At 68.9% G+C, this 13020-nt stretch carries 9 protein-coding genes; 5 read left to right on the top strand and 4 right to left on the bottom strand.

All coding sequences use genetic code 11. The annotated features are described in order from the left end of the window. Window positions 1–208 precede the first annotated feature (208 nt). Complete coding sequence (locus tag F8M74_RS33510; RefSeq protein ID WP_141258062.1) at window positions 209–670, top strand: DUF2267 domain-containing protein; 462 nt, start codon at window positions 209–211, stop codon at window positions 668–670. A gap of 10 nt (window positions 671–680) precedes the next feature. On the opposite strand, the gene F8M74_RS33505 is transcribed toward F8M74_RS33510, so the two are convergent. Together F8M74_RS33505 and nhaA are read right to left on the bottom strand one after the other, a co-directional pair. Then, window positions 681–2372, bottom strand: a complete 1692-nt coding sequence (locus tag F8M74_RS33505; RefSeq protein WP_141258061.1) for an AarF/ABC1/UbiB kinase family protein — start codon at window positions 2370–2372, stop codon at window positions 681–683. 20 nt (window positions 2373–2392) lie between these two features. Further along, window positions 2393–3742 carry a Na+/H+ antiporter NhaA gene (gene nhaA / locus F8M74_RS33500; protein WP_141258060.1) on the bottom strand — a complete coding sequence of 450 codons (1350 nt, stop codon included), beginning with the start codon at window positions 3740–3742 and terminating at the stop codon, window positions 2393–2395. 209 nt (window positions 3743–3951) lie between these two features. Here nhaA and mutS point away from each other — a divergent pair, with 209 nt between their 5' ends. Together mutS and F8M74_RS33490 are read left to right on the top strand one after the other, a co-directional pair. Further along, window positions 3952–6657, top strand: coding sequence for a DNA mismatch repair protein MutS (mutS, locus tag F8M74_RS33495; protein ID WP_171410256.1), 2706 nt, complete (start codon window positions 3952–3954; stop codon window positions 6655–6657). Window positions 6658–7179: 522 nt separating this feature from the next. Beyond that, window positions 7180–9126, top strand: coding sequence for an amidohydrolase (locus tag F8M74_RS33490; RefSeq protein ID WP_228560757.1), 1947 nt, complete (start codon window positions 7180–7182; stop codon window positions 9124–9126). Between the two features lie 109 nt (window positions 9127–9235). On the opposite strand, the gene F8M74_RS33485 is transcribed toward F8M74_RS33490, so the two are convergent. Both F8M74_RS33485 and F8M74_RS33480 read right to left on the bottom strand, forming a co-directional pair. Beyond that, window positions 9236–9829: a DUF998 domain-containing protein gene (locus tag F8M74_RS33485; protein ID WP_141259123.1), complete on the bottom strand. Its 594-nt coding sequence runs from the start codon at window positions 9827–9829 to the stop codon at window positions 9236–9238. Between the two features lie 107 nt (window positions 9830–9936). Beyond that, on the bottom strand, window positions 9937–10494 hold the full coding sequence (locus tag F8M74_RS33480) for a sugar O-acetyltransferase (protein ID WP_141259122.1): 558 nt from the start codon (window positions 10492–10494) through the stop codon (window positions 9937–9939). A gap of 677 nt (window positions 10495–11171) precedes the next feature. Here F8M74_RS33480 and F8M74_RS33475 point away from each other — a divergent pair. Both F8M74_RS33475 and F8M74_RS33470 read left to right on the top strand, forming a co-directional pair. Further along, window positions 11172–12197 carry a DUF3616 domain-containing protein gene (locus F8M74_RS33475; protein WP_228560972.1) on the top strand — a complete coding sequence of 342 codons (1026 nt, stop codon included), beginning with the start codon at window positions 11172–11174 and terminating at the stop codon, window positions 12195–12197. Between the two features lie 49 nt (window positions 12198–12246). Continuing rightward, on the top strand, window positions 12247–13011 hold the full coding sequence (locus F8M74_RS33470; RefSeq protein WP_141259156.1) for a DUF3592 domain-containing protein: 765 nt from the start codon (window positions 12247–12249) through the stop codon (window positions 13009–13011). Window positions 13012–13020 lie beyond the last annotated feature (9 nt).

Here is a 13020-nt window from a genome sequence, read left to right as displayed (position 1 = left end):
GCGGCACGTCTGACAGCTTGGGGGATAAGGCCATCGCGGACGCTTGACTGGCGGCCGCGCCTCCTTCGTTTCGTGCCGCAGCCGGCGCCCTGCCGGGCACCCGCTCCTGGGGACACGGGCCGAGGTGCGGCGTGCCCGCGCCATGTCCACCATGACAAGCGCTGACGGCACGCGGCACGGCCGCACTGGCACGCAAGGAGGCAGCCCCATGGCGGAGCACACCGAACCCCCTATCAACGCCACGCCGGTCAAGGAGCGTGAAGAGCCCGCTGACCTCCAGGGCTTTCTGGACGAACTTGGGAACAGCCGCGAATTCCAGGTGAATGGCGTGGACGCCCGGAAGGGCGCGGAGGCGGTGTTCTGCACGCTCGCGCGGCGCCTGTCCGACGGAGAGGACCTCAAGCTGCTCTGGTCACTGGGGAAGGGCGGCATTGGCACCATCCTCGGGACGTGCAACATCCACCGAGGCCCGTCCCACGCGAAGCGCATGGGCCGCGCGGAGTTCATCACCGACGTGGCGGACCACCTGCGCATCCCCGTGGACCAGGCGCTGCGCGTCCTGACGGTGGTGTTCACCGCCATCCGGGACCGGATTCCAGACGACGAGGTGGCGGCCGTGGCCTCGCAGCTCCCGGCGGACCTCGCCGACCTGTGGCGCCGGCCCGTGTAGAGGCAGCGGACTACTTGCGCTTGGGCTTCTTGAGGAAGCGGCTCAAGCGCACCTTGCCCAGGCCTCGGCCGCCGAAGATGTACCAGGTGATGGCCGCGCCGAAGAAGGCCGCCGCCACCGCGATGCCCACCACGCCGAGCACCGGCACGTTGCCGTACATCCACGGCTTGGGCGCGAAGGAGATGAACGCGCCCACGATGAAGCCACACGCGCACAGGCCCATGAAGGCAATCACCGCCGCGCTGCGCAGGTTCTCATTCAGCTTGTCGAACTGGTCCGCTCGCACCGTGACGGTGAACTTGCCGGACTCCATGTCCAGCAGGATCTGCGACAGCTGCGTGGGCAGGTCCTGCGCCATGGCCTGGAAGCGCAGCAGCGTGCGCATCAGTCCGCCCTGGAGCTGCATCGGATCGTAGCGCCCGGCGAGCAGCTCCTTGGCGTACGGCAGCGCCACCTCGATGATGTTCATCTCCGGGTACAGGCTGCGCAGCATGCCCTCCGTGGAAACGGAGGCCCGGCTGAGCAGCGCGTACTCCTTGGGGATGCGGATGCGGTACTTCACTGCCAGGTCCAGCAAGTCCCTCAGCAGCGAGCGCGTGTCCACCTGTCCCAGCGTCGTGGCCAGGTGCTGGCCGAGCAGCGCCTCGATGTCGTTGCGGAAGCCCACCAGGTTGGCGCGCGCGTCCGGAACGCCCACGCGGTAGAGGATGCGCGCCATGGATTCGCTGTCCTTGAGCGCCACCGCCAGGCACAGCATGACCAGCGTCTCCTGCATGGGGCGCGACAGCCGGCCCACCACGCCGAAGTCCAGCAGCGCCAGCCGGTGGTCCTCCATCAGCAGCAGGTTGCCCGGGTGCGGGTCGCCGTGGAACAGGCCGTCCTCGAAGAGCTGCCGGAAGGAGGCGTCCAGGATGTTCTGGGCAATGGCCTTGCGCTCGGGCTCGCTCAGCTCCGCGGGGTTGAGCTTCACGCCGCGGATGAACTCCATGGTCAGCACCGTGCGGCTGGACAGGCCGGAGTAGACGCGCGGAATCTTGAGGTAGGGCCGCTCGCGATGGTTCTCCAGGAAGGCCCGGATGTTGGTGGCCTCGTTGATGAAGTCCAACTCCTCGTGGATGGCCCGGTCGAACTCATCCACGATACCGGTGGGCGTGTACACGCCCGTCTCCTCCACCACGGCCTCCAGCAGGCGCGCCAGGCTGCGCAGCACGCCCAGGTCGGAGTCGATGCGCTCGGCGATGCCCGGCCGCTGCACCTTCACCACCACCTCTTCGCCCTCCAGCGTCATCGCGCGGTGCACCTGGGCGATGGACGCGGCGGCCAGCGGCGCCGGGTCGATGGTGGCGAAGAGGCTCTCCACGCTGGCGCCGAGCGAACCTTCAATCTGCGCGCGGACATCCTCCAGGGAGATGGGCTCCACGTGGTCCTGGAGCATGGCCAGCTCGTCGATGTACTCGGCGGGCAGCAGGTCGGCGCGGGTGGACAGCACCTGTCCCAGCTTGACGAAGGTAGGGCCCAGGTCGTTGAGCAGCATTCGGAAGCGCCGCGCGGTGGAGGCGCGCTGGGCCTCCGGAGAGACTTCCACCTTCTCCTTGCGGCCGAGGATGCGCCACAGCCCCGCGCGCTCCGCCAGCTCGCCAAAGCCGTGGCGCGCCGCGATGACGGTGATTTGCCGCACGCGGTTGAGGTCTTGGAGAATCACGAGCGTTCCTGTCCTCTACGTTACGCCGGGACGGCCGGCTTCGCCACGAAGCGCAAGAGTGCGTAGCCCACCACCGCGGAAAGCAGCGAGCCCACCAGGATGCCCAGTTTGGCCTCCGTGAGCAGCTCCGGCTGGGTAGGGAAGGCCAGCCCCGCCACGAACAGGGCCACCGTGAAGCCAATGCCCGCCACCACCGCGACGCCGTGGACCTGCGGCAGCGTCGCACCACCGGGCCGATCCGCCACGCCCAGCTTCAGCGAGCCCCAGGTGAACAGGAAGATTCCCACCTGCTTGCCCACGAAGAGGCCGGCGATGATGCCCAGCGGCAGCGGCCGGAGCAGGTCCGCCCAGCCCATGCCCTCCAGGGAGATGCCCGAGTTGGCCAGGGCGAAGAGGGGGACGATGCCGTATGCCACGGGCACGTGCCACAGGTGGACGAAGCGGTTGAGCGGCGGCTCCAGCTCCTCCAGGCGCTCCTCGAGGTAGAGAATCTGCGCGCCCCGCGTCGCCTCATCCATCGCCGTCTGGAGCGCCCGGTCCACGTAGAGGCGCAGCTCCTCCAGCACGTGGCGGCCCGGACGCAGGGCCCGTGCGGGCATGAACAGGCCCAGCACCACGCCCGACAGCGTGGCGTGGATGCCGCCGTGGTGCATCGTGTACCAGAGCGCCGCGCCCGCCAGCGCGTACGCCACGCCGTTGCGCACCTGGAAGTGGTTGAGGCACGCCAGCACGGCGAGCACGCCCAGGGCCCCCATGAGCCAGCTGACGTGGAGCCCCGAGCCATAGAAGAGCGCGATGACGAGGATTCCGCCGATGTCATCGAAGATGGCCAGCGCCGTGAGGAACACGACCAGCCCGTGGCTCACGCGCGTCTTGACCAGCGTGAGGCAGCCAATGGAGAAGGCGATGTCGGTGGCCATGGGGATGGCCCAGCCCGCCTGCGCGGGCGTCCCCTGGTTGAAGGCGGCGTAGAGCGCGGCAGGGACAATCATGCCGCCCATCGCGGCGATGAGCGGCAGCACCGCGCGGGAGAAGGTGCGCAGCTCACCCGAGCTCAGCTCGCGCTTGATTTCCATGCCGACGACGAAGAAGAACAGCGTCATCAGCCCGTCGTTGATGAACTCGCGGACGGTGAAGCCCGCGTGGACGCCCGCCAGCCCCACCGTCATGCGGGCGTCGAACACGGTGGAGTAGGTGGCGGCCCACGGCGAGTTGGCCCACGCCATGGCGGCCACGGCGCACAGCGCGAGCAGGATGCCGCTGGCCGCCTCCAGGCGGAAGAAGGCCTGGATGGGAGCCAGGGCCACGCGGAAGAGCGCGGGGACTGGAGGCCGGGGCCGGGCCTCTGAGGTGGGGGGCGTCTGCGCCATGCGGCGCGCACGATGCCCCGCGTTGCCGGGCCTGGCACCCGTTTTCAGCGGTGGGGTGGGTGGAATGTCGGCGGTGGGTGGTAAGGGAACTCGGCGGGTAGGGCGCCGGTTCGTTGATCCAGGGGTGGGGCCATGAGAGAAGGGCAGGGATGGCCGTGACGCAGCAGGCGAAGGCAGGCAGGACCGCAGCGGTGGAGCTCCCCGGGGACATGACGCCCGAGGTGGGGCCGGTGAACGAGGGTGCGGGCGCCCGGGAGATTGCCTCCCTGACCCCCATGATGCGCCAGTACATGGAGGTGAAGGCGCTCCACCCGGACTCGCTGCTGTTCTTCCGGTTGGGTGACTTCTACGAGATGTTCTTCGAGGACGCGGTAAAGGCCTCGGAGATCCTCCAGATCACGCTCACCGCGAGGTCCAAGGGCGCGGACAAGGTGCCCATGTGTGGGGTGCCCTATCATGCCGCGCGGCGCTACATCGGCCGGCTCGTGTCGGAGGGCCTGAAGGTCGCCATCTGCGAACAGGTGGAGGAGCCGGGCAACGGGCCGGGCATCGTCCGCCGGGAAGTCACGCGGGTGATTACCCCGGGCATGGTGCTGGACGAAGAGGTGCTGGAGCCGCAGGCCAGCAACTTCCTGGCCGCCGTGCACTGGAACGACAAGGGGTGGGGCGCGGCCCTGCTGGAGGCGTCCACCGGCGAGTTCATGGCCCTGGACGCCCCGGGCATCGCGGAGCTGGCGGAGTCGCTGTCGCGCGTGGAGCCCCGTGAGCTGCTGGTGCCGGACGGGAAGCGGGACGCGCCGGAGGTGGCACAGCTGCTCGCCCGGCTGGTGCGCACGCCGGCGGTGGCGGAGGGCGAGGCCGCGTCGTTCGAACCCACTCGGGCAGCGGGCTACCTGCGGAGTCACTTCGCGGTGCAGTCGCTGTCCGCTTTCGGGCTGGATGACGCGCCCCTGGCGGCGGGCGCCGCGGGCGCGGCGCTGCGCTACCTGAAGGACACGCAGAAGACGGCGGCGGCGCACGTGGACCGGCTGAGCCGGCAGGAGCGCGGCGGCAACCTCCTGATGGATGAGTCCTCGCGGGCCAATCTGGAGGTGCTGCGCTCGTTGCGGGATGGCGGGCGCAAGGGCTCGCTGCTGGGCGTGCTGGACAAGACGGTGACGAGCCTGGGCGCGCGCAAGCTGGCGCGCTGGCTGGCGTCCCCGCTGGGCTCGCTGCCGGAAATCCACGCGCGGCTGGACGCGGTGGAGGAACTGTCCGGGCGCAGCGTGTGGCGCGAGGAGCTGGCGAGCATCCTCAAGGAAGTGGGGGACCTGGAGCGGCTGTGCGGCCGGCTGTCGCTGGGCGCGGGCAATGCTCGGGACTTGCGCGCGCTGGGCTTGTCGCTGGCGCAGCTTCCCCGGGTGGTGGCGGTGCTGACGCGGTGTGAGTCCTCGCTGCTCAAGTCGCTGACGGGGCCCCTGTCCGCGCTGCCGGAGCTGGCGGAGCTTCTGTCGCGCGCCGTGGCGGAAGAGCCGCCGGTGACGTTGAAGGACGGCGGCATGATTCGCGCCGGCTTCAACGCGGAGCTGGACAAGCTGGTGGCGCTGTCCACGTCCGGAAAGGACCTGCTGCTCCAGATCGAGCAGCGGGAGAAGGAGCGCACCGGCATCTCCTCGCTGAAGGTCCGCTACAACAAGGTCTTCGGCTACTACCTGGAGGTGACGAAGTCGAACCTCGACCGGGTGCCCAAGGATTACATCCGCAAGCAGACCACGGTGAACTCCGAGCGCTTCGTCACCCCGGAGCTGAAGGAGTACGAGGAGCAGGTACTCACCGCCGAGGAGCGGCGGTGCGCGCTGGAGATTCAGCTCTTCGAGGAGCTGCGCGCGCAGGTGGTGTCGGCGGCGCCGCGCATCCGGTCCGCCGCGGAGGCGGTGGCCACCGGGGACGCGCTGCTGTCCTTCGCACGGTGCGCGGCGGAGTACGGCTACACGCGGCCGGAGGTGGACGCGTCCGTGGCGCTCAGCATCACCGCGGGGCGGCACCCGGTGGTGGAGCGCATGCTGGGGGCGGGGGATTCGTTCGTTCCCAACGACGTCCGCCTGGACCCGGCGGAGGACGCGCAGTTGATGGTGATTACCGGTCCGAACATGGCCGGCAAGAGCACGGTGATGCGGCAGGTGGCGCTGACGGCGCTGATGGCGCAGGCGGGCTCGTTCGTTCCGGCGAAGGCGGCGCGAATCGGCCTGTGCGATCGCATCTTCACTCGCGTGGGCGCGGCGGACAACCTGGCGCGCGGTCAGTCCACCTTCATGGTGGAAATGACGGAGACCAGCCACATCCTCCATCACGCCACGAACAAGAGCCTCATCATCCTGGATGAGATTGGCCGTGGCACGTCCACCTTCGACGGGCTCTCCATCGCCTGGGCGGTGGCGGAGCACCTGCACGACACGGTGGGGGCGCGCGCGTTGTTCGCCACGCACTACCACGAGCTGGTGGACCTGGCCCGCGAGCGGCCTCGGGTGAAGAACCTGTGCATCGCCGTGAAGGAGCAGAACGGCAAGGTCATCTTCCTGCGCAAGCTGGTGCCGGGTGGGGCCAGCCGCTCCTATGGCATCGAGGTGGCGAAGCTGGCGGGCCTGCCTCCGGAGGTCGTGGGGCGCGCGCGTGAGTTGCTCCAGAACCTGGAGTCCGGGGAGCTGGATGACGCGGGCCGGCCCCGGGTGGCCGTGCGGCAGCCGCAGGGGGGACGCCGTGGGGCCTCCTCGTCCGGGCAGCTGGGCCTGTTTGGCATGGAGCCGGCGCAGGGCGGCACTGGGGTGACGCCCGCGCAGCAGAAGGCGCTGGATGCGCTGAAGGGGGCGACCATCGACCGGTTGACGCCCCTGGACGCGCTCAACCTGCTGGCGAAGCTCCAACGCGAGCTGGAGTAGGGCGCGCCCGCCTGGGACGCCTGTGCTGTTCCTCGGTGAGGCCCTCGCTCGGGCGCAGGGCCTCGCCGCACCCGCGTATCAGATCGTGTTCCGAGGGCACCGTCACCTCCCGAATCGGAGACCGTTGATACGGCTCGGGTGGGGTGGATGGGGCTCACGGAAGGGACTCGATGCTCGCGTCTACTAGCGTGTATCACCCAATGGCGGACCGGACGGTTGCAGGGCGCGACTCGCGCTGACGCGGCGGACCGGCGCTGACGTGTCAACGGACAGTCTGACGTGTCAGTTCTCAGCCTCACGGCTGATGCTCCCTGGGGACAGGCCACGTCTGACGTGTCAGTGAGCTCTGTTGACGCGTCGGACGATGTGTTGACGCGTCTGTCTTTGCCTCTTTGGAGTGTGTGGATTGGATTGAATTTCTGTGTAGGGTGTCTCACCTCATTTGGAAGGAGTCTTATGTCTGGACCTCTGCGTCGAGATGTCTCATGTCCTCCCCGTGCATTCCCCCGTGGCTCCAAGCTCGTGGCTGCACTCGCCCTCCTGTCGTCCTGCGCGGCGCCCATCGAGCGTGGTCCCGCAAAGTCTGGCGCCACCCTGTTCCTCGGGAAGGTGCTCACCCTGGACGACAACGGGACGGTCGCTGGCGCTGTGCTGGTGGATGAGCGAGGCCAGATCCTGAAGGTTGGCACCGCGGACGAGGTGCAGAAGGGCCTGGACACCTCAGTGCAAATCGTCCAGCTCGCGCCCGGGCAGGTCTTGATGCCGGGCTTCTTCGATCCGCACCTGCATTTCCTGCCCACGCTCCTTCAGAGCACGCTGGGCACCCACGACCTGGCGCCCTGCCTGCCTCCTCCCTACAGGGTGGATCCGTCCGTGGACTGCAAGGCCCGCAGCGAAGTGCTGGGCGCGCTCTCCTCGATGACGCTGGAGGACACGAGTGCCGTCGGAGGCAACGCCTTCGTCCTGGGGATGAACCTGGACCCGTCGAGGCAGGTGTTCGACAACACGAAGGGGTGCGGGGTGGGCGGGCCTTCGCCCTTCACGGCGCAGCCGAAGTTCTACATCGAGGCGTGCGTGAGCAAGGACCGTCCGGTGATCATCCTGGATCAGTCGGGACACCTGGGCTACGTGAACCAGAAGGCCTTCGATGTCGTCTGTGGCGTTCAGAACGCCAACGCCAACAACTGTACGATCCCCGGTTCCGTCAAGAGTGGCGGTGGCGACTGGGTCACGGATTCGGCGAAGAACTTCGTGGGCCTGCTTCAGGAGCCTTCCGCGTTCGGGCCGTTCCTGACGGCGTTGCAGAAGAACCTGCCCGCGGCGCAGGTGTTCTCCGATCCGGTCAAGTTCGCGGAGACGGGGGGCGCGGACGTCGAGCGCGTCATCCGCGGGCTGCGCGACGCGGGCGTCACCACCATCGCGGACGGCGGCCTCCAATCGGTGGCGCAGATCAACGCGGTGAAGCGGTTCACCGAGCTGCCCCGGTTTCCCTTCCGAATCACGGGCGTCGTGGTCGCGGATGCCGCGAAGACAGCGAAGCTGCAGCCGACGGCTCCTGCCTGTGAGCCGAAGGCAGGGAATGACTGCGCGCTGCCGAAGTGGCTGGGCGCCGGTGGCATCAAGGTCTGGGTCGACGGCTCGACGCAAGGTTGCACCGCGAAGCTCGAGGCGCCCTACCGCTACGTGGCCGGCGGGCACTGTTCGGGCGATGGCGAGGGCCGGGCCGACTACGACAACGTGCAGGCGCTCGCCGAGGATCTGAGCGAGCTCTGGGCCCAGGGCGATTGGCGGTTCCAGCTCCACGCCAACGGCAATGGGGCGAACAACTGGGCGCTCGATGCGCTGTCTCGGCTCCAGCAGTCTAAGACGAACACGCGCCCCGTCCTCCTCATCCACAACACGGTGGGCCGGCCCGAGACTTCCAAGCGCATCGGTGACCTGCGCAATGGTGCGGGTGTGATGGATAGGAAGCCGGTACCGACGCTCGACGTCCAGGTGACGCACCTCATTGGGCACGTGGCGTATTGGGGTGATGCCTTCGTGGGAATGCTGGGGCACGAGGCCGCGAGCGAGATCGATCCGATCGCCTATGACCGTGAGAACAAGATTCCGTTCTCGTTCCACAGCGATTCGATGGTGACGCCGACGCGTCCGCTCTGGTTCGTGGAGCAGGCCGTCACGCGGCGCACCTGGTCCTATCCGGACTTCTCGAAGGAATACGTGCTGGGCGCCAAGCACGCAGCGACCGTCGAGGAGGCGCTGCGCGCGATCACCATCGTGCCGGCCCGTCACCACGAGCTCGACAAGCTGATTGGCAGCATCGAGCAAGGCAAGGTGGCGGACTTCGTCGTGCTGAGCGCCAACCCGCTCGATTTCGACCCGGCCAACGGGGGCGACCCGACGAAGATCAGCCAGATTCAGGTGCTCCAGACGTACCTCAACGGACGGCCCACCGGCAGCAGCCACTGATCGGCGTTCGGGCGTTCGATTCAGCGCGGCACCTCCCGCATGTTCCACATGCGGGAGGTGTTGGTTCCGCAGTGGAAGAGTGCGAGTATCCGGGGGACAGCGGAGTGGCTCAGGAGCCCACCACCAGCCACACGCCCACCAGGACCATCCAGCCGAAAACCGTCGCCTCGATGAGGCGCTGAACGAGTCCTCGCACGGGCGATTCGAAGGACAGCACGAAGATTCCCGCGAGGACTCCCTTGCCCAGCGCGGCAGTGAGCATCGCAAGGCCGGACATCATCGCCGTGTCCTCGAGGGCGCGCCCAAGCTCGATCAACCCAGCGCCCGCGCCGAAGTAGCCGATGGCGGCGACGAGGTTGTGAATCTGGTTCCGCCAGGTCCCCCAGAATGGCGCCCCGGCGTCACATGGAAACACCGCGGCTCCGACGTAGCTTGCGCCCAGGAAGGAAAGCAACACGAGGCCCGTTTGGGCGTCCTCCTGCAGTTGCCCTTTGAGCACCGCCACGAACACCCAGACCGCGAGCCCCAGGGGCGCGAAGGCGAGCCAGGCCACTCGGGTCGCATCGGGGGCACCGGTCTCCCCCAGCTCGCTGATGGTGTTCCGCAGGTGGCTGTAGCCGGGGCGCTGGCGTGCGAACCACCACGGCGGCACGGCGGCCAGCAGTCCAATGAAAATCGCCACGACGAGAACCCAGAGGCTCATTCTCCAGCCAGTAAGCGAGGGGCTTTCCGGGCGAAAGCAGGCCCCGCCGGGATGGGAACGGCGCTCATCTCGCCCCGAGCGTCGCGGAGTGTCGCCGGGCGTGACGGCTACTCCGTGATCTCGCGGATGACACGGCAGGGGTTCCCGGCGGCGAACACGCCGTCAGGAACGTCCCTCGTCACGACGCTGCCGGCACCAATGACCGCGCGCGAGCCGATTCGAACGCCCGGCAGGATGATCACCCCGCCTCCCACCCAGACGTCTGAACCGATGGTGACGGGCTTGCCGAACTCCTCCTTCCGCCGCAGCTCCGCGTTGAACGGGTGCATGGGCGTGTAGATCTGCACCCCAGGCCCGAACAGTGTGTAGTCGCCGATGCTCACCCGGCACACGTCCAGCACGATGCAGTTGAAGTTGAAGAACACGCGCTCGCCCAGCTCGATGTTCGAGCCGTAGTCGCAGAAGAACGGAGGCTGCAGCCACACCGTTTCGCCGCCTGCGCCAACCAGCGCTTGGAGGATGCGCCGCCGCTCCTCCTGCTCGCCCTCGCGGGTGGCATTGAGCGATTGGCAGAGGTCCCGCGCGCGAATGCGGGCCGCCACCAGTTCCGCGTCAAACGGGTCGTAAAGCTCCCCATCCAGCATCTTCTGGCGCTCACTCTTCATGGGTGCTCCTTCTTCACGGGGGCTCATCGGCAGGGCGGAGCATCTCAGCCCCTCCTTTCGGTTGCGTCACGTGTTCCCGGCGCAGAACGTCCACATCTGTCAGGTCGCGCTCACGGGCCCGGGGCGACGGTCGCCACTTCGCCTCGCATCACGCGCGCGCCGTGCAGGGCAGGCTCCGCCTGAACTAGCGCGCCCGATGTCTGCAATTGCACGTCGGGGCGGGCGGGACCTTTCCTCAATGCCAGGGGATGGTGTCTCGTCTGCGTGTTTCCTCACCAAGGAGGCATGATGGGCAAGGGCAACGGAAGCGGCGGTCAGGGTTCCGGTGGTGGCAAGGGCAATGGTGGAGGGCAGGGGGGCGGAGGTTCGGGCAAGGGCGGCGGAGGAGGAGGCGGCGGCGGTAATGGCAGGCCGGCCAATGCTCCGAGCACGACGGGGAACCCCTCTGGCGGAGGTCGCGGAAACAACCCTCCCAAGAAGTGAAGGCTCAGGACGGTGCTGGCAACACATTGGGCCATGACGCGCACGGTGCGAGCAGGTTCCTGACTGGTGCGCAGGTCACCACCTCCGGGGTCGGCACGGGGTTTCGTGCCGGCCCCACAGTCCCGGTGTCGCACAGCGCACAGTCGGCGCCACGCCACTCCCCGCATGGCCGGGGAGTGACCAAGAGTGGGGCCATGAGGCTGCTGCCTGTCTGCATGGGAGTCCTGGTCTGTGGGTGCGCGGCGCACGGCGTGGGGGAGCGGCCAGACGCCGTGGCCGCCGCCTCCGTGGCGGGCCGCGAGGTGCTCGTCTTCGAGGGGATGTGTGACGCCTCTGGCGCGGCGGCGCTCGGGGGTGGCCTGTTCGTCGTGGGCGACGACGAGGACAACATCCTCCGCGTCTATGACGCGCGCCGGGGTGGGGCGCCGGTGCAGAGCGTGGACCTGTCCCCGGACCTGGAGCTCCCGGCGGCGAAGAAGAAGCCCCCGGAGGCGGACATCGAGGCCGCCACCGGGCTGGGGGCGCTGTCCTTCTGGCTGACGTCCCACGGCCGCAACAGCTCCGGGGAGAAGGCGCCCAGCCGGCTGCGCTTCTTCGCCACCGAGGAGACGGACGCGGGGCCCCGGCTGGTGGGGCGGCCGTACACGCATCTCCTGGATGACATGCTCGCGGCGCCGCAGCTGGCGCGCTTCGGGCTGGACGGGGCGGAGGCCAAGGCCCCCAAAGCACCCGGTGGGCTGAACATCGAAGGCATGACGGCCATGCCGGATGGGCGCTCCATCCTGGTGGGCTTCCGCAGCCCTGTGCCCGGCGGCAAGGCCCTGTTGGTGCCGGTGCTCAATCCGGTGTCGCTGGTCGAAGCGGACGGCGCTCGGGCCCAACTGGGCGAGCCCGTGCAACTGGACCTGGGCGGCTTGGGCATCCGTTCGCTGTCCTGGTGGCGTGGCCGATACGTCATCATCAGCGGTGGGACGGCGGGAGAGGGCACCTCGCGACTGTTCACCTGGCGCGGCGGTGAGGAGGCCCCGGTCGCCGTCGAGTCGGTGGACCTGGCGGGCCTGAACCCGGAGGCCTTCTTCACACCCGAGGACTCCGAGGAGATCCTCCTGCTCAGCGATGACGGCACCGCGCCCGTGGACGGCGTCGAGTGCAAGCGGCTGAAGGACGCGTCGCGCAAGCGCTTCCGGGGCGTCTGGGTGCGGCTGCCGCAATCGCCGTGAGGCGGCGTGTGCGTCCGTCCGCCGCGCTTGGGGTAGGCTGCGCGTCCATATGCAGCTGGCCATTCCGCATGCCCCCCGAAAGGTCCGACTGACGCAGGTGCCCGGCGCCGTGGGGCGCGTGGTGCGAGGCGTCCTCCTGGGACTGGTGGCCGTGGCGTTCCTGGGCACCGGCGCCGGCTGGGCTGGACGCTACTTCGTCGAAGAGCAGGGCTTCGCCGCACGGGCGGAGGAAGTGGAGGGGGTGGTGGTGGCCTCCCGCCTTCCACCCCTGGACGCCCGGGATGGCGCGGAAGCCGCACTGGAAGTGCTCTACACCTTCGCGGAGGCGGAGCACTCCGTGTCCGGTATCCGGACCTTCGCGGAGTACGCCGAGGGCCTGGGGCGGGGCGCTCGGGTGACGCTGCTGGTGGACCCCGCCATGCCGGACCGGCCGCGCGAGGCCAGCTTCGCCCGCTCCCGGGCGATGCGCGTGGGGCTGCTTCCCTGGGGCATCGGCCTGGGCGTGCTGGTGGCCGTGGGGTACTTCGCGTGGGAGATGCGGCGGCTGTGGCGCTCAGAGGTGGAGCCGCTGCGGCTGGGCGCGCTGGTGTGGCTGACGCCGGACGGGCCCCTGCCGGAGGCCCGGGGCGAGGTGTCCTTTCCGGCCCACTATTTCCGGCAGGATGTGAAACACGCGGTCCGCGCGCGGGTCCGGCCGGGGCGGGCGCCCGTGCGCAACGGGGAGAAGGTGCTGGCGGCGGTGGTGCCCCGGCAGCCTGGGTGGGCGCGCGTCATCGACCAGGACCTCGCGGGTGTGCTGGGGTGGCTGCGCTGAGACAGATGG

It is taken from the genome of Myxococcus sp. CA023, from assembly GCF_010998615.1.
In the GTDB taxonomy this organism is placed as follows: Bacteria; Myxococcota; Myxococcia; order Myxococcales; family Myxococcaceae; genus Myxococcus.
This window is presented reverse-complemented; position numbering and strand designations above follow the sequence as displayed.

Bases quoted from the DNA above. Each gene is read 5' to 3' on its own strand.
- F8M74_RS33485 (WP_141259123.1), bottom strand. From the start codon at position 9,829: ATGAGCCTCTGGGTTCTCGTCGTGGCGATTTTCATTGGACTGCTGGCC.
- F8M74_RS33470 (WP_141259156.1), top strand. From the start codon at position 12,247: ATGCAGCTGGCCATTCCGCATGCCCCCCGAAAGGTCCGACTGACGCAG.
- nhaA (WP_141258060.1), bottom strand. From the start codon at position 3,742: ATGGCGCAGACGCCCCCCACCTCAGAGGCCCGGCCCCGGCCTCCAGTC.
- mutS (WP_171410256.1), top strand. From the start codon at position 3,952: ATGACGCCCGAGGTGGGGCCGGTGAACGAGGGTGCGGGCGCCCGGGAG.
- F8M74_RS33480 (WP_141259122.1), bottom strand. From the start codon at position 10,494: ATGAAGAGTGAGCGCCAGAAGATGCTGGATGGGGAGCTTTACGACCCG.
- F8M74_RS33510 (WP_141258062.1), top strand. From the start codon at position 209: ATGGCGGAGCACACCGAACCCCCTATCAACGCCACGCCGGTCAAGGAG.
- F8M74_RS33475 (WP_228560972.1), top strand. From the start codon at position 11,172: ATGAGGCTGCTGCCTGTCTGCATGGGAGTCCTGGTCTGTGGGTGCGCG.